At 36.1% G+C, this 17,843-nt stretch carries 13 protein-coding genes; 3 read left to right on the top strand and 10 right to left on the bottom strand.

Features of this window, described 5'->3' with window-relative positions:
* Positions 1-146: 146 nt before the first annotated feature.
* The 8 genes from EHQ49_RS04765 to EHQ49_RS04730 form a co-directional block, all read right to left on the bottom strand.
* Complete coding sequence (locus EHQ49_RS04765) at positions 147-2,297, bottom strand: ABC transporter substrate-binding protein (RefSeq protein ID WP_135576845.1); 2,151 nt, start codon at positions 2,295-2,297, stop codon at positions 147-149.
* 127 nt (positions 2,298-2,424) lie between these two features.
* The gene (locus EHQ49_RS04760) at positions 2,425-2,967 is read right to left on the bottom strand and encodes a PadR family transcriptional regulator (RefSeq protein ID WP_135576843.1); all 543 of its coding nucleotides are present in this window, start codon (positions 2,965-2,967) and stop codon (positions 2,425-2,427) included.
* Positions 2,957-3,856 (bottom strand): alpha/beta fold hydrolase, encoded by a 900-nt coding sequence (locus EHQ49_RS04755; RefSeq protein ID WP_135576841.1) that lies wholly within the window; start codon positions 3,854-3,856, stop codon positions 2,957-2,959. The genes EHQ49_RS04760 and EHQ49_RS04755 overlap by 11 nt, the downstream gene beginning before the upstream one ends.
* Before the next feature lies 1 nt (position 3,857).
* Positions 3,858-4,454 (bottom strand): NAD(P)H-dependent oxidoreductase, encoded by a 597-nt coding sequence (locus EHQ49_RS04750; protein WP_135576839.1) that lies wholly within the window; start codon positions 4,452-4,454, stop codon positions 3,858-3,860.
* A gap of 76 nt (positions 4,455-4,530) precedes the next feature.
* The gene (locus EHQ49_RS04745) at positions 4,531-5,529 is read right to left on the bottom strand and encodes a DUF1554 domain-containing protein (protein ID WP_135576837.1); all 999 of its coding nucleotides are present in this window, start codon (positions 5,527-5,529) and stop codon (positions 4,531-4,533) included.
* A gap of 177 nt (positions 5,530-5,706) precedes the next feature.
* The gene (locus EHQ49_RS04740; RefSeq protein WP_135576835.1) at positions 5,707-6,249 is read right to left on the bottom strand and encodes an NADPH-dependent FMN reductase; all 543 of its coding nucleotides are present in this window, start codon (positions 6,247-6,249) and stop codon (positions 5,707-5,709) included.
* A 3-nt stretch (positions 6,250-6,252) separates the two neighbouring features.
* The gene (locus EHQ49_RS04735) at positions 6,253-8,673 is read right to left on the bottom strand and encodes an LA_1737 family protein (RefSeq protein ID WP_135576833.1); all 2,421 of its coding nucleotides are present in this window, start codon (positions 8,671-8,673) and stop codon (positions 6,253-6,255) included.
* Positions 8,674-8,810: 137 nt separating this feature from the next.
* Positions 8,811-11,315, bottom strand: coding sequence for a methyl-accepting chemotaxis protein (locus EHQ49_RS04730; protein WP_135576831.1), 2,505 nt, complete (start codon positions 11,313-11,315; stop codon positions 8,811-8,813).
* A gap of 940 nt (positions 11,316-12,255) precedes the next feature.
* On the opposite strand from EHQ49_RS04730, the gene EHQ49_RS04725 reads away from it, so the two are divergent.
* The 3 genes from EHQ49_RS04725 to EHQ49_RS04715 are packed head-to-tail and all read left to right on the top strand — an operon-like array spanning position 12,256 to position 16,623.
* The gene (locus tag EHQ49_RS04725; RefSeq protein WP_135576829.1) at positions 12,256-13,881 is read left to right on the top strand and encodes an FAD-binding dehydrogenase; all 1,626 of its coding nucleotides are present in this window, start codon (positions 12,256-12,258) and stop codon (positions 13,879-13,881) included.
* Positions 13,882-13,901: 20 nt separating this feature from the next.
* Positions 13,902-15,665, top strand: a complete 1,764-nt coding sequence (locus EHQ49_RS04720; protein WP_135576827.1) for a thiamine pyrophosphate-binding protein — start codon at positions 13,902-13,904, stop codon at positions 15,663-15,665.
* 13 nt (positions 15,666-15,678) lie between these two features.
* Positions 15,679-16,623 carry a tRNA dihydrouridine synthase gene (locus EHQ49_RS04715; RefSeq protein WP_135576825.1) on the top strand — a complete coding sequence of 315 codons (945 nt, stop codon included), beginning with the start codon at positions 15,679-15,681 and terminating at the stop codon, positions 16,621-16,623.
* Between the two features lie 68 nt (positions 16,624-16,691).
* On the opposite strand, the gene EHQ49_RS04710 is transcribed toward EHQ49_RS04715, so the two are convergent.
* Positions 16,692-17,207, bottom strand: coding sequence for a hypothetical protein (locus tag EHQ49_RS04710; protein ID WP_135576823.1), 516 nt, complete (start codon positions 17,205-17,207; stop codon positions 16,692-16,694).
* Between the two features lie 58 nt (positions 17,208-17,265).
* Positions 17,266-17,790, bottom strand: a complete 525-nt coding sequence (locus tag EHQ49_RS04705; protein ID WP_244241345.1) for a hypothetical protein — start codon at positions 17,788-17,790, stop codon at positions 17,266-17,268.
* Positions 17,791-17,843: the final 53 nt, after the last annotated feature.

Here is a 17,843-nt window from a genome sequence, read left to right as displayed (position 1 = left end):
TTCCGGGGCGAACTCTGTGAATTTGTCCAGAATTAAGGAATATGCGAATACCTAAACTCGCACTTTGTTCTGATTCTGAAGACCAAGGATGGAGGGTGAATATTTTATGGATTTTTTCTCTCTGTAAATCGGGTCCTAACCGGAAATTAAGAATTGGCACTGGGCAACCAAACCGAAAAACAAGTCCCCTTTTGCGCTTCTTCTAATTCGATTTTTCCGTCCATTTGTGAAACAATTTTTTTACAAATATCTAGTCCTAAACCCATCCCTCCGCCATCTGGTTTCGTTGTAAAAAATGGATCAAAAATTTTCCCTTTAATTGAATCAGAAATACCAACACCAGAATCAATAACGGATACTTTAATCCAAGGATCTATCCATTGAATTTTGATTTCAAGTGTTCCGCTATAGGACATAGCTTGGAGTGCATTGTTTAATAAATTAATCCAAACTTGATTGAGTTTATCTCGATTTCCTCTACATCTTTTATCTGTTAAATAAGTTTTTACGATATTTACCTTTGTTAGGTTATAGTGATAAAGAGACAATATGGTTTCCATTTCAAATATAAGATCAACAACGGTATCCCCACTTAGAATATCTTTCTCAGAAACAAGGTAACTTTTTAAAGCCTTAATCACATGTGTTGCTTTCTCAGATGCAACAGAGATGATCTGGTTACAGCGATAAGCGGAGGATATATTTGCAACGACTTCCAAAATCTCAAGAGAATGATCACTTTCTAATATATAAATAAGTTCGTCACCTAAACGAAAAGCTCCGGTCTCTACTACCAGCTGCATATGGTCCCCATACAAATCCATTTTTTCGATTTTCGTATACTTGGCAGCAAGTTCTTTCTTAATCAACCTTTCAGTCTTACCTTCTAGGAAAGTTTGATTCTTTAAACTTTCCTCCAAAACTTTATGAAATCGAAATGAATCGTCCTTATTAAATCCAACTATGGTTTCAATAACCTTTTTTAGTTTATGATTCAAAAAATCAGAAAGAGAAGAATTAGAAGATACGATAGCACCAAGTGGAGTGTTTAATTCATGAGCCATCCCAGCAGCCAACTGACCAAGAACCGCCAATTTTTCTGATGCTAAAAGTCTATCTTGCGCTTCTGTAAGTTCTTTTAAAGTATTGAGTAGACTTTGATTTAAAACTTGTAAATACTCATTGGATTGTTTTAACTCTTCAGTTCTCACTTCAACTTGTTTCTTTAAATTTTCGGAATATTGTTTATTTAAACGACGCCATTGAACCAACCAAATTATTACTAAAGAAAATACCAATATACCAAATGAATAATAAATCCAATCATAGTTAGTCGGAGGATTTGGGTCGTATATAAAACCTTTTAAGTTAATGTTTCGAGGAAGCATACCAAGTTCAAAATACACATCATTGATATGTTTCCAACGACCCGGATTCATATATCCCATCTCAACAAGAACATGTTGAATGAGTGGAGTCATTTGTGCGGCTTCAAAAAGTAAACGTTCTTTGGGGCTTCTTTGAGAATACTTTTCGTAAATCAAATCGGCAATCTCTTCCTGATGGTTCATTGCATATTGCCAACCACGAAGACTAGCTTCTCGAAATGCTTTCACTCGCTCTGGATGTTCTCGAATTTCTGCCTCGCTTGTAAAAAAGTTGTCACCGTAAAAATCTATTCCAGCAACTCTCGGAGAATAAGCAATATAAGGAAAATTTGCTTTCTGAAAATCAAAGGCTTGTGACGTTGAATAACCTGAATAAGCATCCACTCTACCTTGAATTAAATCATCAGGTCGGAATCTATGTTCTAACAATTGTAAATCGCTTAGTTTAATTCCTTCTTTTTTTAAATAGGCAACAATTTCATCCATTCTCGGTGTTAACATCACTCGTTTGCCAACGAGGTCATGAATGCTTTGTATGTTTGATGATTTTTTAAAATATAAAACAGAAGGGGAATGTTGAAATATTACCGCAAGTACAACTACTGGTTTTCCTGCATATCTCTCTTGAATTAGTTCATTACTTCCGACTCCATATTGGCCCGTGGAACGAGTGACCTTTTCATGAATTCCTTTAATTCCAACAGTACTTTCTAGAATCTCTACATCGAGGCCGGCTTCCTGGTAATAACCTTTTTCTAAAGCAGCATAGTATCCAGCGAACTGAAATTGGTGGAACCACTTAAGATGGAGGGTAACTTTTTCTGTTCCAAAAATGGGAAATTGGAATGGGAGTACAAAACAAACTAAAAAGACATAGTAAAATCTTATAGAGATAGAACTCCTTCCCATAGTCTGCTTTTTATATAGATTGTATTTTCCAAATCAATGAATTTAATCAAAATTTAAGATTTTATTACAAAGATCTACCATATCCATCAGCGAATTGCATTCATCTCATCTGGAAAAAAACAAAATCTTATGTATTGATTTTGTTTTTAACTTTATCGATCCAATCCAAATTTAATTTTGCCTGTTTCTCCGCATATTCTAGAGTCAAATACCAATATTCCTGGTCTGGGTGTTTGTCCCAGTCTGTATCCAACTCTTTCTGGAAACTCTTAAGTGTTTTTAAATCTTCTTTTTGTTTGCGAATCTCCTCTTCCAAATGTTGAGTTAATAATTTGGGATTCATATGCCTTCCAAAAAAAACCTTAAATAACAATTCATTTCTTTTGTTTGATTGAATGGGGGACTCGTCCATCCAACGTCGAAAAGTTTCTAATCCAGGCCTAGTGATTTTATATACTTTTTTCTTTTTCCCACTAACATCCGTTTTCTCCCATTCACGGATCAAACCTTCTTCTTCTAACTTAGAAAGAGTGGGATAAATTTGACCAAAACTTTCACTCCAAAAAAAACTAATTGTGGATTCAATGTATTTCCGAATTTCATATCCATTCATTTCACATTGGGAAAGAATTCCTAACAGTGCATATTGTGTTTTACTTTCACGTTTCATTCGATTGTTTTAGACCGTTGATAAATTGATAGTATGCAGAGACAACTTCTTCCGGCGACTCAATTTGTGGCCAATGACCGATCATTTCTGACAAAAAGTATATAGGTTTTGTTGGAAGAACTTCTGCAAAACGATTTGCCATATGTATACCAGAGTTTGGATCTTTTGGACCGCATATATAACAGAAAGGTATCGTTGTATTTGTCATCGCATGAATCCATCGATTTTGATAACGAACCTTTTCAAATACCAAACGACCAATCAAATAAGCGATGGATTTACCATCCTTAAAATTCAAAATTTCCCAAAAGACATTTAACCATTTTGGATCCGGTTGTGTATTCGGTCCAAAAACTCGCAAGAGAGATGTTTCTACCGATTTACGACTCATTCTTTTACTTAAAAATTTTCCGATACAATTAGGGGTTTGTGATAATAGCCTTTGAATGAGTCTTGGTTTGTAGACATCAGTGAATAATCCTCCATTCATAAAAGCAATAGAACTAATTTTGAATGAGTTTTTTTCGGGTGATGATAACATTTCTTGAACTACACTGACTGCTAAATCATGAGCCAATATCTCTGCTTCTATCACATTCAGATGTTTTGCAATTTCATTGACTATCTTCGCATATTCTTCAAATGAATAACAGTGATTTTGTGGTTTATCGGAAAAACCCATACCTAAGAAGTCCAAAAGAACGATTTTTCTGTTTTCAGATAATTTAGGAATTATCAAACTCCAATCAAAACTATTAAATGGATAGCCATGTAATAGAAATAAACATTCACCTTCTCCGATCGTACGATAGAATATGGAATGGCCTTCGAAGTTTAAGTATTTGCCATTGGATTCAAAGTTATGAAGTTCCGTATTAACAAAATGCATATCATACTCCTTTGATTGCCAAAGACTCTACAAACTTTGTCCATTTGAGAAAATGTTGCGATTTTCGAGTTCTCACTTCTCCAAAAATATTCACTTTAATTTTTGAAACTCCGCAAAATTCCAAAGTACCAAACTTTAACAATTGGATACCAGGAGATTTATTAAACCATCTGTAATACCAACTAGGTGCATCCATAGTTACCATAATTCGAGAAGTTTTTCCTAACAAAAGTTTTTCGGGGAAAGGAGAGTTTTTTCTATATTTAAAGGCAAAACCAGGTAAAAAAACACGATCAATCCAAGCTTTTAAAACTGCAGGCATACTCGCCCACCAACTCGGAAATACAAAAACTAAATGGTCCGCATCTGTTATTAATTTCTGACTATATGCCAAATCAGGTTCAAGGGTTTGTACAATATCTTTTTTATGACCTGAATACAAATTATAATCAAATTTTAACTCTGAAAGTTTTAAAAAGTTAACATTGTGACCTGATTTTTTTGCGACATTTACATAGGATTCCGCCAAATGCCCACAAAGAGAATTCGGATTCGGATGACCCAGGATAACGAGAAGATTTCTTTGTTTTGTTTGCATGAGACCCCATATCTATTAGATATATTTCCAAGCTATATCTGGCAGATATGGAGTGTCAAATGAAAAATTTATATTTTTATTGTTCGACACATAATAATTTTAAGAGGTTATTACAAGCATAGGTAGCGCCTAAGAACAAATTGGATGTTTGTTGAGTTCTTAGTATATATCCTGATTCCGTATTTACAACCGCCGTCCATGTAAAACAACTAGTGTTGGTATCATATATCCATCCTGCAACCCCACCAAACCATGTTCCATAATTAACAGAATCAACTGCAGTGGTAAATGGAAACTGAAACAAAGAAGTACCGTTGGTATTGGAAACTAAAGTAACCCCGTCTGATAAGTAATAGTGAGCATTTGGTTTTAATACCCAATCTATCTGACCATCTCCTAAATTTGCAGTGGCTGATGCGACTCGAGTGGTTCCATTTAAGATCATTGCTTTACAGATTGAGCCAGGTGGACATTGAATATCTGAAGCACAAATTGCATCTGCTCCTGACACTCCTCCAAATCCACCCCCTTGGTATGTACTTGCAGATAAAAATAACCTCTTCTCGTTATCAGAAATTTGCATTTGAATTTCCCGGGGATTTAAGTCCAAACTACTATCTTCTGAAGTTGGAACTAGGGTCACACGAAATGGTCGATTACCATTGGCAACAGAATCATTAATGCCTGTTACTTGAATGTTTTGAGGTTTTGACCAATTTGTAGAATCAAAACTAAGTTCAGAGGGGCTAACCGTTGCATACGAAGGATGCGAAATTGATAACTGAATATCAACTTTTGCTCCAGGGATTTCTTTTAGAGTAACATTAAATATAGTCGAACTACCAATAGTTAAACTTCCACCACCCTCCGAAACACTACCTTGTCTTGCATTGACAACGATAATCGATGGGCTGAGATCAACCATACCTGTTGAACAATAACTTTTGGATTCACCAACTAAATTAAACAAAAAAACTGACTTCAAATAGGAATCAGAACTAATATCACAAGCGTTGTTGAGTGAATCTTTATTACAGGATACAAAAACTAATACAATGAATAAATAACGAATCATAGAAAGAAAATGTTTGAGCGACTATGCCAAACTTAGTGTATTTACTATAGCCGCAATCAATATTATTAATTCTATAATTTATTGCGATGGTTATCGTATTCCCTTAGACTAACAAAAATAAGGCTATCGACTCATAGACAAATTCATTACATTTAATTTTGTTCTTAGAGAAAAACTCTACTTTGTTTTTAATGAGTTTATAAACACTGCCATCAAATTTTGGATGGATTGTTTTGTAGATGGATCAATGATTTCGCCGTCCACTGACACTTTTCCTTTTACACCAGAAATCAAGAGATTAGTTTCCACTGATAAATTTGCTCCAATTGTTTTTAATACCAGAAGTAAAGATTCATGTGCTTTTTCACCGACTGAAGCGGCAGTGATCAGAGCTACCGGCTTATCTGTAAAAACTACAGAAGAAACAGCCCATTCCAAAGCATTTTTCAGTACACCAGGTATACTAAATACATATTCAGGAGAACAAACAAGGACACCGTCTGCATTCACAATTTCATTTAAGAAACCTTTTACAACTTTTGGTGTTTCCTCCTCTTTAATGCCAGATAGAAAAAATGGAAGATCGGCAATTGCTTCGTATACATTTATATCACAGTCTTCTGAAAAATCACGTTTCAGTGTTAACAAAATCTTTTTGTTATATGAGGTCGAACTAATGCCACCCGAAATTGCGAGAATTTTTGGTTTTGAATCTTTCATTATTTATAAAGAGATACCCATGATTTTTTTAGTTCCATCCGTTTCCTTTGTATAAGAAAATAATTTCAGTATAGAAAATTTTTCATATCCGTTGTCTTCTGTTTGGTATTCCCAAAGCCAACCCCAGAGGCTTCCCCTTTTTACAAATCCTCTTTCTAATTCGGTTTTCTCTTGGTATAAAACACCTAACAATAAATATGTTGAATACTGGTTGTTGGATTTGGTTCTATTGTGGTAGTAACCAAGGCCCGCAAGTATCAGTTCTGTTTTTTCTTCTTCAGAGTCGAAAAGATAATAAACAAACGGACCATAGAGTCTTGACTTTTCTTGATGAGCATCTGCAGTTCTTACAATTGGGAAAAAATTATAAATTGTTTTGTAAGATTTATCATCATAACCTAACCACAATAAAGTCAACTTCTCAATTTCAGTAGGTTTTCTCTGAAAATCCCACAACAAACCACGTAAACTTTGAAACTCATAACTTGATTCAGTATTTTCCGATTCAACTAAAAACAAAAAGTTATAATAATGCCCTTGTCGATTCCATTTCAAATAGTTAAAAAAAGTAAAGGTAGTAAAACCATCACTATTCCAATCATTAAATGACAAAGGAATCACAGAAAAACTAGTGTTTGTTTTATAAAATGGAAAAATCAAAAGATGTGATAGCGTTTCCGACTTCTCAGTATTGATTTTAGGTTTCGTTTTAAAGTTTGTGGATAAATCGCGTTCTTGGTACCACTCCCAATCAACAAACCAAAACAAATTAGTCCTTGTACCACTCTCTCTCATATTTCGATAGAAAAAAGGAGTGATCCATAGTGTTTTCTCTTTTTCGTAATGAGGAGAAATTCTGTCTTTATAAGAAATCCAAAGTGGCCAAAACAAAAATTTGGTTTCTGTAGAGGAGAGTCCTGTTGATTTCTGATAAGAAGATAACAATGTTAAGGTCTCGGTATGGTTACGTTCTCCTACATTATAATTGCGATGTATATAAAAAGGAAGGAACCTATGGCCTGTTTTTTTATCAGATTCATGAACATTAACCAAGGGCCAAAAATAAGAACGTTCCCTTCGATTTTCTTCTTTGGAATCCTCTGTTAAATAAAGATTTAATAAATAAGCACGAAACTCCGAATCTCTATCTTTTTGTTTTCCATACAACGGAAACAATACTTTGTATTCCAAGTCATCTGATTGATAACTGAACCAAATAGGAAAAAAAGGAGGTAATAAAACCACATTATCGTCCGAGGCCTCATCCCAAGTAAACCAAGCAAGAGGCAACAAACGAATGTGTTTTTTGGAATCTGCCCTTTCATAAGAAAAAATTCCAAAAAGTAAATTATAACCAATAAAACTATCGCTATTCTCCCGATTGAATTCTCGTTTTTTTACTACCTTGGGATTATCCACTTCGATTGATTTTGGTTTTTGGGGATCGAAACTTCCATTCAAGATTTTGGTTCTTTGGGAATAACCTACTAAATTATATAACAAACCAAAATCAAAATCTAAATACACATTTCCATCGTTAGATGCCAGATTTACATTTGCCGAATTCGTTTTTGTATACCATAATAAATTGATATGATAATCTTCTTCTGAATTTGAGTAATTAAAGTACAAAGGAAAAAAAAGATCAAATTCCTTCCCTGGAGCACGGTAATGTGCTAAAAAAGGAAATGCGACCACTAGGCGTTCTTCCTTCACTTTGTGATTCGAATAATAAATGGGGCCAAACCAATATTTATTAAAATTCGATCTGAAGTTTTGATAAAATAAAACCAAAGGGAGGAAAAGGTAATTTTCTTTGGAATAGTAAACTATAGGAAAAATTGAAAATTCATGAAAACCCTTTTTGTCATCGATCTCCGAATGAATTAAAGTAAACAAACGAGTGTAATGATTTTTATTATCACCAGTAGTCTCACGATTATGATAATAAAATATTGGAATCACGGGAAACCCAAATCGACTTTCTCGTTCATTCGAGTTAGAAAAGAAAAAAGGAATGGTTGTTAAATAAGAACTATTGGAATCATTTCCCCAAAAAACAAAAGGATACACTGATTGATCAATGGAGTTTTTTTCTATTGTTTTGTTCACATTCAAGATTCGTTTGTATTCTCGATTATCTGATTTACTTTGAATGTGATAGTAAAAGGGAAATATAGATTTAGTTTTTGCCTTTGGATAATCATAATAACGATAGAATCCAAGTGCGCGAACAGAATAATGACCTGTCCAATTTTCCACGTCATAGAAAATATTACTAGCAGTGAACTTAACACTTCGCTCACTACCATATACTTGGATTTCCTTTTCCGATTCTAAATCTGACCAAGTTTTAGCATACATTCCATACGGAATTGTAAATATAAGGAAAACTAAAAATTTTCTATAGAAATTGACTGCCATTTGCTAAAACCCATAATTAATGAATCATCAAAACAATCCTCTTTTTTAAGCAAGAAATTACTTTTTTATTTCAATAACTCCTTCGTCAAAGATGAATCAAACAAGTTGTTGATTAAAAAAAATCCAATCTTTACCTTCTAATACTTATAAGTTTCCACTGCGGTTTGTAAATGTTCGCCGGTAACCTCTATATCTTTTGCTGTCTCAAGCAATACCAATGAATTGTCCGCAATGACCTGAGTTCCAGTGGCTATAGTTTCAATAGATTTAGAAATTTCTTCGACCGCTATTTTTTCCTGAGAGGCTGCATTCAAGATATGAAGAGAATTTTCATTAATTTTATGAACCGATTCCACAATTCGATTTGTGTCTTCCGTTTGTTTGTCTTGAGCTGACCTCACAAGTTTTGCCGTCTCTTGAATCTTTGTAATATTATTTAATAACTCCCGAAAACTTTCTTCTGTATTCATCATCATCCCAACGCTGGTTTTAATTGCAGATTTAGTATCTGTGGTTAATGATTGGATGTTACGAGTATTATGTGCAGTTTGTTCGGCAAGTTTTCCTATCTCTTGGGCGACAACAGCAAACCCACGACCTAGGTCACCAGCTCGAGCGGCTTCAATGGCTGCGTTGAGAGCCAATAAGTTGGTTCTATCTGAAATATCATTAATGATATTCACAACTTCGTCAATTAACTCGGCCTTTTGGTTTACGATATGAATGGAATCTGCAGTATTTTTTGTAGTCAACATTCCATCATTTGCTTGTTTGTAAAATTCTTCAGTTAGATTTGTCATTCCCAACATAGCATTCGCAACATCCGACATCGCCATTTTAAAGTCGGAAGTTACTTTTTCGATTTCTTTCAAATGATCTGCCTGTGTCGAAATACTTAAAAAAACATTTTCAACGGAGGCAGCTAATTCTTCTGTTGCGGCAGAGGTTTCTTCTGTAGAAGCCGCCTGGTCTTGTGTCGTTATGGAATAATTACGAACCAAATTCGCAGCATCCTTTGATTTAGCAGATAACTCACCTGATACTTGTCTCAAAATAAAAACAATTTCTGTAATATTTAAAATGAATACTCCCATCCATTTCAAAAGCCCTCCGATTTCATCATTAATTCCATAATCTAAATTTTCCTTTAACTCACCAGAGCCACGAACAATTTGACTAATGATATTAGTGCTATCTTGTATCACAGACATTATGCTTTGTATAATTAAGTATTGAAGGATGATTAAAAAAACAAGAATAGTTAGTGTGACAATGGTCATAATTGTTGCATAATTTTTAGCATGATCGGCTCTTGCTTTAAACTTTTCAGCGAGTTGCCTAGAAATCATTTGGTTCACGTTAAAAATTTGATCGATCAAATTGGTTGTCGCATTGTAATATTCCAAAGGTTTTGCCGTTGGAATTTTTTCTTTGATAATCTTATCTTGGATGAGTTTATGTAAAAGAGGAAAATCAGCTTCTGCATGTTTGTAAGCTTCAATAATGGCTTTACTATCAGAATTAAACTTAGCTATGAATGTGATACTAATGGAAATGGATTCGAAATATCCGATATTTGCTCCCATAATTTCTTGGAGCAAATTTTTTTCCGACTCTTCAGCGTTTGCTCCTTTACCTACATATGCTAAACCTGTTGCACGAAGTTGACCTAGTTTTTCAGCTAAATATGGTAACTTAGATAGCGAAACATCAATCATAAAATAAGTATCTTTATCAGGATCCAAAAACAATCCCGAAGATTCTCCTACTTCGCTATTCACGTTTAACATTTTTTTAATTAGACTTACATGAGCTAAATAACTTTCCTTTGGAGTTAAACCTGGATTTACTTCTTTAAGATGGTTCCAATCATTATATGTTTCTTTGGAAAGTTCATAAACTCGGAAGTGTTTTCCTTCTTCCTCATTTAAGTTTAGAAAATTTTTAAACGTAGAATCCAATTGGTTTTCAATTTGTAAGGAACCTTCTTTTGCCGTTGGATCACCACTCAAAACACGGGCCATCAGTCCTCTGTGTTTTGCTGTTAGTTGCATAAGATTTGTCAAACTTAAATTGAATTCGGATCCTTTGAGTCGATTGAATGCATCTTCATATTCTACTTTTTTGATTAGTATTAGATTGATCCCTAAAACGATCATCATACTTGCCATAAGGCCAGAAACGAAAAGAAGTTTGGTTTTAATTTTAAACTTATATACCAATTTTTTTGGATTCAAAGTAAAACCAGATTCATTCAGATTGGGATTCAGATAAAATGTTTCTGCTTTTTTGATTTGGTTTTCAGAAGCAGATCGTTCGACATACATATAACCGACAGAACTTCCTTTGCTGTCATAATAAGGAGTTACTGTTGCATTTGCCCAAAAATAATCTCCCGACTTTGTTTGATTTTTCAAGATACCATTCCATGGTTCATTAAAACTTAAGGTTTTAGAAATTTTTTTACTTACGGATACAGGTGTTTGCGGATGTTGCACTTTCTTAATCGAATGACCGAGCAATTCACTCCGATCAAACCCAATCAATTTAACAAAATCATCATTCACCCATACAATATTACCCTTCAAATCTGTTTTGAAAGATAAGGTTGTGTTTTGTGGAATTTGAACTTGAATCGCCATAACCGATACTCCGGAAAAACAAAATAAAAGAGGAAAGGAAACTAAGTCTTATGAATTAAGAAAAAGGGAAAAGCAATCAATGATTCATTCATTTATTTCCAAAGTTGGAAATTCTTTTTTACAGAAATAGAGAAAAAAACGCATCCTGAATCACCTGGCATCACCTAGGGGAATGAAGAGCACTCTAAACCTGCACTTAGCCTTTCCATGAGCCTAGTTCCCAAGGGTTCATAGCCTACAAAGTCACCATTCGTTATATTTTATTGATTGAGTGAATCAAACCCAATCAATTTCTTCGATAGTCAAAATCTTGTTTGACCAAACCGAATTAAATCGGCAGCACCTCTAAAAATATCACATAACTGTAGTTACATACAAAATTAATACTTTCTTATTTTTCACCTCTAAATGGATCAAAAAGTTTGTTTGTTTGTTTATTTTCAAAAGGAAGGACTAAAGAATCATTTTCATCGAGCATTAAAAATGAATCTGAGAACAATTAACACCAAAACACTTTTCTTAAATTCATTTACCAACAAATGAAAACGAATATGAATACAAAAATATTTTCCGATAGTAACGAAGCCTACCCTACTCCTGAGAGAACATGGAGCCGACCCATAAAACATTAAATATAAAATCACGGTTACATTGACAAAAATAAACTAACAATAATTAAACATAAAAGCGATATATCGTTTTATAGAATGATTCTAGTTATAATTATAAATTTTCAATCACCTCACATTTGTTATTAAATTAATTCTAAAATTTAAACTTTACCACTTTGAAAAAACGAGTCGCATTTGTTTCATTTGAACTTTTATGGTGTACATTCTGACATAAAATACATCATTACAAACAAAAGTAAGCGATTCATTTTATATAAAGCGAAATTGAGTTCTATTTGATTCATATAAAGTAACCGGAGGAATTCATAGTGGTCGTAAAAAGAAACGATGTCATTATCATTGGAGCAGGAATTGCAGGTTTGGTAGCAGCATACGAATGCCTCAACCAAGGAAAATCTGTTTTAATTTTAGAAAGAGATACAACGGAACACCTGGGTGGACTCGCCAAACTTTCGTTTGGAGGAATGGCACTAGTAGGTACCCCGCTACAAAAACGTTTAGGAATCAAAGACACTCCCGAAATTGCTTTGGATGATTGGTATTCCTTTGCAAACTTTAGTGCCGAAGATGTTTTTCCTAAACAGTGGGCAGAACAATATGTACATGAAAGTCTTGGACAAGTATATCATTGGCTTAGAAGTTTAAATTTACATTTTTTTCCAGTGGTCAATTGGGTAGAAAGAGGAGAATACAAAAGAGGAAATTCTGTTCCTCGTTATCATGTTCTTTGGGGAACTGGCCATCGTTTGGTAGAACGTTTCGAAGAGTTGTTAAAAAAACATCACAACAGTGCAAAACTAAACTATCTATTTGAACACAAAGTTACGGATCTAATCAAAGAAAATGGAAGAATTGTTGGTTGTATCGCCGAACAAGAGAATACGGGGAAGAAAGACTTAACATTTTATGCAGACCATGTAATGGTAGCAACAGGTGGTATCACGGGTTGCCTTGATAAGGTGCGGGAACATTGGCACAAACCTTGGGGCGAACCTCCCAAGGAAATGTTGAACGGCTCTCACCCTTTTGCCGATGGCCTAGTTCATGATGCCGTCAAAAAACATGGCGGAAACCTCACACATTTGGATAAAATGTGGAATTATGCTGCGGGAATTCCGAATCCCAAACCACAATTTGAAGCTCATGGACTCAGTCTGATTCCTTGTAAGTCAGCCTTGTGGCTCGACCATTCAGGTCGTCGGATCGGGCCTCGACCGATGATGACAGGTTTTGATACGAATGAACTTTGCCGACAAACGTCGCAGTTGGAAAAACCTTATACTTGGCAACTTCTGAATTGGAGGATTGCAGCAAAGGAACTTGCCGTTTCCGGTTCCGAACACAACCCCATGATCCGTGATCGTAAACTTTTTTCTTTTCTAAGGGAAGTTTTACTCGGAAACCACAGGTTAGTGCGACAGTTACAAAAAGAAAGCGATCATTTTATTGTTGCCAATAACTTACGAGAATTAGTCGAAAAAATGAATCGTCTCAATGCTGATCATTCAATTGATTACGAAGTATTAAATCAAGAAGTCACTCAGTTTGATGATGTGATCAAACGCGGTAAAGGACTTTGGAACGACGACCAATTGAGGCGGATCCAACATGCAAGATCATGGCGTTCTGATCGTGTTCGCACCTGTTCCCCAAAACCCATTCTAGATCCAAAAGCAGGACCACTCATTGCAATCAAGTTAAGACTAATCACACGTAAAAGTTTAGGTGGAATCCAAACGGACTTACAAAGCCGTGTGATTGATTCGTTAGGTGCACCTATAGAAGGATTATATGCCATCGGTGAGGCGGCCGGATTTGGTGGAGGTGGTGCTAGTGGATTTAAGTCTCTAGAAGGAACTTTTTTATCTGGTTGTATCCTAACAGCAAGAGCAGCCGCAAAATCAATCAACGATAGTATTTCACGGAAAGGATAAAAACAAGGGAGTATGATCACATGAAAAAAACAGGTGCTTGGTTAGTAAGATATGCTTTAGAACAAATTGGAGTTCGTTATACCTTTGGAATTCCAGGAGTCCACAATACCGAAATCTATGATGAATTAAATAATTCTGATTTGATCCATCCTATGCTCGTAACTCATGAAGGTTGTGGTGCGTTTATGGCCGATGCAATCAGTCGCACCAGTGATTCTATTGGAGCGGTAGTCATTGTACCGGCAGCGGGGGTGACCCATGCCGCGAGTGGAATTGGGGAGGCTTTTTTAGATGGGATTCCTATGTTAGTGATTGCTGGTGGTGTGCGTAGTGATTCACAATTTAAATACCAATTGCATGATATGGACCAACATACTCTGCTCAAACCCATTACGAAAAAAACTTTCAAAATCAAATCACAAGAGGAAGTGGTCGAAACTCTTTACGAAGCCTATCAAATCGCTGTGAGTGGAGAACCAGGACCTGTATTTGTAGAAATTCCAGTAAACATTCAACTTTATGAGGGTCCGGTGGAATCCATTCCCACTTATAAAGAATATAGTAAAACACAAACAGTGATTCATACTCCATTTCCTTCGGCAAGTGTTGATGAAGCAGTTGAATTATTGATAAAAGCCAAAAAACCAGGTCTGTTTTTGGGATGGGGGGCGGTCGATGTGACCACTTCAACAGTTGAACTTGCAGAACTACTCGGAGCACCAGTCTCTACCACCTTACAGGGATTAAGTTCTTTTCCAGGAAATCATCCTTTGCACTGCGGAATGAGTTTCGGTGTCGCAGCAGTGCCGGCAGCTACAAAGGCATTTTCTGATTGTGATTGTTTACTCGCGGTGGGAACTCGTTTTGCCGAAATCGCAACGGCAAGTTTTGGAGTAACAGTACCAAAAAATCTAATTCATATCGATATCAATCCAGATGTTTTAAATGCCAATTACCCTGCCAAAGTAGGAATTACAGGTGATGCCAAATTAATACTACCAGAATTGCTTAAGCGGTTAAAACTTAAAATTCAACTAACGGATCATAGTCGAAAAGAACGAACAGAAAAAATTAAATCAGATATCCTAAAAAACAAACAGGCGTACAAGGATGAATGGTTTCAACATGATAGTAAGGAAAGAGTCAATCCGGCAAAATTTTTCAGTGTTTTGCGTACAACCTTACCTGATGATGGGTTTGTTGTCGTAGATGATGGGAATCATACATTTCTAACAGCAGAACTTATGCCCATTCATCAACCAAAACATATGATTTCTCCTACTGATTTTAATTGTATGGGTTATGCGGTGCCGGCAACGATCGCAACAAAATTAGCAAATCCTGATAAGGCTGTGATTGGAATCATAGGTGATGGAGCTTTCCTTATGACTTGTATGGAAATTGTAACTGCTAGTAGAAACAAAATCGGAGCCATTTTTACTGTATTCAATGACGGCGAATTGGCTCAAATTGCACAGGCCCAACAAGTCCCTTACAATCGTAAAACCTGTACGGTCCTTGGAACCACTCGTTTTGAAGGGATTGCCGTAGCAACGGGTGCGGAATATTTGCGAATAGAAAGTAATGATGAGATCCAAGATAAATTAGAAACTGCTTGGAACCTTACCCAAGAAGGTCGTCCCGTCATTTTGGATGTTCATATCGATTACAGTAAAAAAACGCGTTTCACCCAAGGGATTGTGGGAACCAACATAAAACGCCTTCCATTTGCTGCAAAAATACGAATGATCAGCCGAGCCCTGGTGCGAAAAGTGACTGGATAGGACTATTTTTCTTTTGCGAATCTTACTTGCCCCCATGGAAGGACTTCTGGATTACCGATTGCGTGATACACTAACACGCGTAGGTGGATTTGATGAATGTGTCAGCGAATTCATTCGTGTGAACGATACTCTCTTACCATCTCATAGATTCTATCGATATGTTCCTGAGTTGTATGATGGATGCCGAACCAAAGCGGGGGTTCCAGTAAAAGTGCAACTATTAGGTTCCGATCCCATTTGTATGGCAGAGAACGCAAGTAAGGTGGCATCTCTTGGTGCATATGGTATTGATATTAATTTCGGATGTCCTGCACCTACAGTCAACAGAAACCGTGGGGGTGCTGCTCTTCTCAAAGAACCCGACCAGATGTTTGCGATTGTAAAGGCTATTCGCAGTGCTGTTCCTCAAGAAATTCCTGTGACTGCCAAGATGCGTCTCGGTTTTGACTCCACCGAACTGGCGCTTGTTTGTGCCAAGGCTTTGGAAGAGGGCGGAGCTGAAGAAATTGTGGTTCATGCCAGAACCAAAACAGACGGATACAAACCTCCTGCTTACTGGGATTGGATTCAAAAAATTGTTACTACAGTAAAGGTTCCTGTAGTGGCCAACGGAGAAATTTGGACCACCTCTGATGCAAACCGGTGTAAAGAAATCTCTGGTTGCAGAGACATTATGATTGGCCGAGGAGTTGTTGCAAACCCTGCCCTTGCTTTAATGATTCGTCAGGATAAAAACGAATGCCTTACTTGGGAAGAAATGAAAGAAATTTTATTTCAATATTGGTTGAGTTTAGAAGCAGACATGGAAGCAAAAAGTCGTGCAGGCAGGATCAAACAATGGTTACACTACCTTTCCCGTCAATACCCAGAAGCTGAAAAAGATTTTGAAACTGTAAAACGATTCACAAAACTGGAAGACTTTACCAAGTATTTGAAGATACCAGTAGTGGTCATGTAGAACGAACACGAGGATCAGGGAAAGTTTACTGAATGGTTTTGCAGATCATAGAAATTCGAATATATCTTTCATGGCAATGCCTCAAAGGTGATGGTAGAACATTTAGTCGTTGGGTATAATGCTGAATTCGGCTGAATCAAAATCAAAATCATCTGATTTGTAAAAGAAGGAATAACACATGTTTGTGTAGCTCCAGAAACATGGTTTGAAAATGTTCCAGAGTCACAACTTACATCTGCATTTGATGCAAAAAAGTTCGGGTTAGTACAATTGTATATAAAAAGTGTTACTCCACAGTTCGGATAGTCGACCGACAGAGTGAATGCATATTTCAAACCACCGGAACCTGGTGTGATGCGATACTTCTGGCTCAATGAACCCAAAGTTACAAGACTGTTCAAAGGAAGAGGAATAGATTTATTTGGATCATCACAAGCTGAATCATATTGCCCTGATTGTCTGCCTATAAAATTAAGAAACTCGAACAGCAGCAATCCCTCTTTATTGACTCCGCCTTCTTTATCAGGATCTTCGCAAGATACAAAGGTAAACATAAGTAGAAGTAACACAATCACTAGTTTCATAAAATTTCTAATACAAAGTTCAATGAAATTTCATAGTTTGTTAAATCTAGATATTTCATCAAGGAATCACCTCAAACTGCACCGTTGTGCAAGGTGTAGTTGGATAAGATGAAGAAGCAGAAATCAAATACACTAGAACTACTTGGTTCGAAAAATTAGAAATTTGACATGTTTGTGTTCCGCCGGATACGTAATTTCGGTAGCCACCTGAATTACAGGAGACGACAATACCACTATCGCTAGCAAATGAATAAGGGGGTCGGCAACTCCTGATATCTATAATCACTCCGCAGGTTGGATAATCGGAAGATACCGAAAAATTATACTTCAGTCCTGACGAACCTGTAGTGAATCGGTATCTTTTCTGAACGGAACTGGAAAGCACTGGAGAACTTAGAGTCAAGGGAGTTGACAGACTTTCGTTATCACAAGCAGAGTCATATCCAGAACTCCTAAACAATGTCTCAAACCAAATCACAAAAAAACCTTCGGCATTGCTCCGGCTTTCTTTCTCAGGGTCTTCGCAAGAGAGAAAACTTAAAATAAGGAGCAGTAATAGAATCCATTGCTTCACAGGAAGCATTTTACTTCCTATCTTCTTCAAGGGTTACACTAATGGTGCGAATCGAAAAAGGA

Origin of the sequence: Leptospira perdikensis, assembly GCF_004769575.1 — a bacterium.
Lineage (GTDB): Bacteria > Spirochaetota > Leptospiria > Leptospirales > Leptospiraceae > Leptospira_A > Leptospira_A perdikensis.
The sequence above is the reverse complement of the archived record's forward strand: the minus strand, read 5'-3'. Positions and strand labels throughout refer to the sequence as shown.